The 1,383-nt window shown below is 56.4% G+C and carries 3 protein-coding genes and 1 other RNA gene; 1 reads left to right on the plus strand and 3 read right to left on the minus strand.

The window, feature by feature from the left end:
- Window positions 1-75 precede the first annotated feature (75 nt).
- The 3 genes from XpopCFBP1817_RS21730 to XpopCFBP1817_RS23460 all read right to left on the minus strand — a co-directional run bounded on the left by XpopCFBP1817_RS21730 (window position 76) and on the right by XpopCFBP1817_RS23460 (window position 1,052).
- Window positions 76-258, minus strand: coding sequence for a hypothetical protein (locus XpopCFBP1817_RS21730; protein WP_208619691.1), 183 nt, complete (start codon window positions 256-258; stop codon window positions 76-78).
- A 168-nt stretch (window positions 259-426) separates the two neighbouring features.
- A non-coding RNA gene (locus XpopCFBP1817_RS20665) (sX9 sRNA) lies at window positions 427-469 on the minus strand.
- 244 nt (window positions 470-713) lie between these two features.
- Complete coding sequence (locus XpopCFBP1817_RS23460) at window positions 714-1,052, minus strand: conjugal transfer protein TraD (protein WP_244171291.1); 339 nt, start codon at window positions 1,050-1,052, stop codon at window positions 714-716.
- Window positions 1,053-1,103: 51 nt separating this feature from the next.
- On the opposite strand from XpopCFBP1817_RS23460, the gene XpopCFBP1817_RS20680 reads away from it, so the two are divergent.
- A partial coding sequence (locus tag XpopCFBP1817_RS20680) for a transposase (RefSeq protein ID WP_244171292.1) occupies window positions 1,104-1,383 on the plus strand: 280 nt, incomplete at its 3' end.

The following is a 1,383-nucleotide window of genomic DNA, read 5'->3' on the forward strand; positions in this document are numbered from 1 at the left end:
GCGGCTGACGTCACTGGGATAGCGTGCTCTCATCTCCATATGATCGGATAATTCGGGAAGACTTTGAACGGGCTCTTAGGGAACAATGGTGCTCAGAACGTCGTTGCGATCTATGCACCCTTCGGGGACAAAGGGCCGTTCTTCCATGCTCATGTGGATGGTCGAGAAGCGTGCCAGCAGCCGGCTCAGCAGAATCTGCAGCAGGCGGAGGTCATCAAGCAAGACCAAGTGCGGCAGCAGCAGATGGAACAGACTCAAAAGCAGACTCAACAACAAGAGTCGGGACCGAGGATGACTATGTAACCCTGCCTTGGGTCAAACTGTGCGGGCTCTGGCGATAGGCTTTTCGCATGTCCCTCTATTCGTCACCAAGTGACTTACTCGACGCCGCATGTCTCTATTCGGTGGTCGCCGTTGGTTAAGAGCGGCTAACAAAACGTAGCGAGCAGTCGTCAGGTGGGTGCGAAGTAGTTTTGTTAGCCGCTCTTAGTGCTGGTAAGACAAATTGGACCTGCCTCGACAGTGACGGCCTTTAACGTTGAACTCTCACATGGCCTGTTGGCTGTGACGCAAGAGAGAATTGATCGCTTCCGTGAGTCGTATGCCACAGCAAGCTCATTGCACGTCGAACTTGGAATAATGAGCTACGTGCATTCGATTAACTCCGCGCAGGTTGCCGCTGTGACAACGTGACGTAACCTATTGCGATGAGATTAGTGTGCAGCGCCCGTCGTTGGTGACTTGGCTGGATTCTCTATCTTGATAGCTCCAAGCATGCGAGCTTCGACTTGGATTTCATGAGCATGTCGCCGTTTAGCATGAAGCAGTAAGGCCCCCATGAGTTCCGCATCATCCAACTTCTGGACTCCGGCTAAGAAGACTAGGTCCGCCACGCGCTGCCTTCGTTTCATTTCTTCACGCTTCGCCGCTTCTTGTGCCTGCGCTTCGCGGCGCTGATTGGCTAAAAGCTCTTCCTGATTAGCCCTGACCTTCAGCCGCCAGTCGCAGGATCTGCGCCGCGCTTTGTGGATGCTGCTGTCACCTGAAGCCAACGCGGCGACGTGATGCGCAGCAATGCCGTGCAGTTCCAGGCGGGATGATCGATGCCTGAGTTCTTCGCGTCATACGGCGTCGAAGCCAAGTGCTATCGCGCGCTCTACACGTGGCGCTGGCCGCAAGGCTGTCGTTGCCCTGTTTGTGCCGGGCGGGCGCGGTCGCGTTTCAAGCGGGGTGCTGCGATCTACTCCCAATGCAGCGCGTGCCGGCATCAGACCAGCCTGATTGCAGGCACGATGTTTGCCGGCACCAAACTGCCGCTGCGCACCTGGATGCTGGCGTTGCACCGGTTGACCTCGACCAAAACCAACATGGCCGCACGGGAGC

Source organism: Xanthomonas populi, assembly GCF_002940065.1.
GTDB classification, from domain to species: domain Bacteria; phylum Pseudomonadota; class Gammaproteobacteria; order Xanthomonadales; family Xanthomonadaceae; genus Xanthomonas; species Xanthomonas populi.